Origin of the sequence: Xanthomonas sp. A1809 (genome assembly GCF_017746015.1) — a bacterium.
Lineage (GTDB): Bacteria > Pseudomonadota > Gammaproteobacteria > Xanthomonadales > Xanthomonadaceae > Xanthomonas > Xanthomonas euvesicatoria.
The window spans coordinates 1-2848 of record NZ_JAGHWZ010000054.1 but is presented as its reverse complement, the minus strand read 5'-3'; the positions used below and the strand labels follow the sequence as shown (position 1 = coordinate 2848).

2 protein-coding genes are annotated in these 2848 nt (G+C 59.2%); one reads left to right on the top strand and one right to left on the bottom strand.

Going from position 1 to position 2848, the window contains the following annotated elements; genetic code table 11:
- Window positions 1-658: 658 nt before the first annotated feature.
- Window positions 659-1612, bottom strand: a complete 954-nt coding sequence (locus J7396_RS22300) for a trypsin-like serine protease (protein WP_046932882.1) — start codon at window positions 1610-1612, stop codon at window positions 659-661.
- Window positions 1613-2002: 390 nt separating this feature from the next.
- On the opposite strand from J7396_RS22300, the gene J7396_RS22295 reads away from it, so the two are divergent.
- On the top strand, window positions 2003-2380 hold the full coding sequence (locus J7396_RS22295; protein WP_074053248.1) for a transposase: 378 nt from the start codon (window positions 2003-2005) through the stop codon (window positions 2378-2380).
- Window positions 2381-2848: the final 468 nt, after the last annotated feature.

Here is a 2848-nt window from a genome sequence, read left to right as displayed (position 1 = left end):
ACCGTGCTCTGCTCAATGAAGCCCTCTCCGACGAACTGCTCGCCAACATTCGTCTTCATCTACAGCAGCAGCGAGCCCTGGGCCACGACGCCTTCCGCGCAATGGTCCAAGCCAAGACCAACCGCTTTGCAGGCGTCAGGCCCGCTCATCGGCCACGCAACCCCAACACCACCGACTGATAAGTTAACCTGACCCCGTTATTACCGGGAGATTCGCGCACCCGGCCAGGCAGATAGCGATCAGCCACAAGCGCGGCCTACGGCAGCAGCTAACGGGGCCAGGTGTCAACGCCGAAGTAAATCTGACCCACTTTCCGGGTCTTGGGTCACGACGCCTTCCGCGCAATGGTCCAAGCCAAGACTCACCGTTTTGCGGGCGTAAGGCCCCTTATCGGTCACGCAGACCGAACACCGTCGACTGGTAAGTCAACCTGGCTTCGTTATTTTCAAGGTAGCGACACAGCCCTGCTATCGGACATCACCGCGCGGGATTGTACGCCCGGTTCGCTTAATTACCTCCGTCAATTAACTCCGTCCCGTTTTCCCGGTGCAACGCGAGCACATGACAAAGCGCCGCACGGAGGCGGCGCTTTGTTGACTGAAAAGCTATTCCCGCGACTCACGCGAGATGCTGACAGCACAGGTCCACGTAATGAACATCAGCCCGCTTGTTTTTGTCCGCCCATGGACTGCGCCTGAGTAGCTCCCGTGTCGTCATCCGTCGGAGCAAGCTCCCAAAGAGTTTTTTCACCGGCGGGGGAGAGCGGATTGCTCTCGCCGTCAGCGGCGGGGAAGTTGCTTGGGGCAAGGGTGTAGCTGTAGAGCTCTTGCAGCACCTGCGCCATTGGCGTGTAGAAAAGGATGGAACGGGTGCGATCGTCACTGGACGAGATGACCCCGACCAGATGCCGGTCGTAGGTGACGACCGGTCCGCCGGAGTCGCCGCCGTCAAGGCTGGCGAACTCGGACGAGTCCGCGGCACCGAGGTGATCATAATTCGGCCGCCAAATTCCTGGCGCGAGTGTCATGCCGTGCCAAACGCACCGGACACCGGTGCGCCAACCGCTTGTGCAGAATGTCTCATCTGGCGCGTTGGACCACCCGCTCACAGGAAGACGTGCTTCCCGCCCGCCGCGCGGCATGAAGACCTGATTGCTCGCGCGGGGCCGATATTGCAAGTACGGATTGCAGATGGCAGCGCCGCTATTGTGATGTGCCTGGCACCACACATAGGACGGATTGGGCTCGGGCGGTACCTTCACAAGCTCGAGGTCCGAGGCTGCGGACTGCCACACGACAGTGCCAATTGGCTCGTTCTGGTCACCCAAATAGACCGTCCCGCCCGGTAGGGAGCAGTGCTTGGCAAGCACGAGCCATCGTGTGGCATTTTGGTACGGCGTCAGTCGATAGAGGATGTTGCTGGGCACCACCACCGCCCCGACGGTGCAGGATCCTGTATTCACGCCGACTTTCGAGCCAGAAATGAGCGGCAGGACGTCGCGGTCGGGATTGCGAGGAGGGACCACCTGCGCCATGGCAGCCGAGCATGCAAAGGAGGTGCTGATGACTATTGCGAGGCATGCCACGCGCTTTTGCATCTGTAGATTTTTCATCAAGAATCGGATCCTATCAGGGGTTTTCGGGATGACTCAAAGTACTGATTTTCCTGGCACGTTCGCGCCTTTATAGATCGATGATATTGGCGTGGTAGAAAGTGACCTTAATCAGTCATTGAAACGTCACCTTGAATCATTTCCCTGTGATTATCTGACAAAAGAGCATTACAAGTTGTCGAAAAACGAATTTCAAGGAATCGGCTCGGCCTGAAACACGAAGCATGGTCTCACCGTAAAGAGAGTGGCGCATTCTGGAACCGGGCGACGGAAGCGGTTGAATCGACCGCATCATCGCCGCAACGGCTTGGGCGAAACTACGTACCATTTTTCAATGGCCGCCACCGGTGCGCCGGTACGCTATGGAAAGCGCGGTACAAAGCATGTCTTGTGGACAGTGCGGACTACGCCCTTCGCTGCTATCGCTACATTAAGCTCAATCCCGCGCGTGCTCGCCTGACCGACAACCCTGCGGCGTATCGCTGGTCTAGTTGCCCTGCCAACCTAGGCCAGCGCAGGCACTCCGCACTGACACCGCATCCCTGTTGGCTTGCACTTGGCAACGACCCGATCGAGCGATCCAACGCCTACCGTGCCCTGCTCGATGAAGCCCTCTCCGACGAACTGCTCGCCAGTATTCGCCTTCATCTACAGCAGCAGCGAGCCCTGGGCCACGACGCCTTCCGCGCAATGGTCCAAGCCAAGACCCACCGCTTTGCGGGCGTCAGGCCCGCGCATCGGCCACGCAACACCAACACCGCCGACTGATAAGTTAACCTGACCCCGTTATTTGGGCTTGCACTTGGCAACGACCCGATCGAGCGATCCAACGCCTACCGCGCCCTGCTCGATGAAGCCCTCTGCGACGAACTGCTCGCCAGCATTCGCCTTCATCTACAGCAGCAGCGAGCCCTGGGCCACGGCGCCTTCCGCGCAATGATCGAAGCCAAGACCCACCGCTTTGCGGGCGTCAGGCCCGCTCATCGGCCACGCAACCCGAACACCATCGACTGATAAGTTAACCTGACCTCGTTATTAGCGGGCGTCAGTCCCGCCCATGGCCAAGCAACCCGAACACCATCGACTAATAAGTTAACCTGACCCCGTTATTTCCAACGCCGGGCTGCGAGTCTTGTTCCATGGCCAGACTTCCACGCATCGACCTTACCGGCATCCCGCAGCACATCGTGCAGCGCGGGAACAACCGCTTGCCCTGCTTTCTGGATGATGGCGATC

Bases quoted from the DNA above. Each gene is read 5' to 3' on its own strand.
- J7396_RS22300 (WP_046932882.1), bottom strand. From the start codon at position 1,612: ATGAAAAATCTACAGATGCAAAAGCGCGTGGCATGCCTCGCAATAGTC.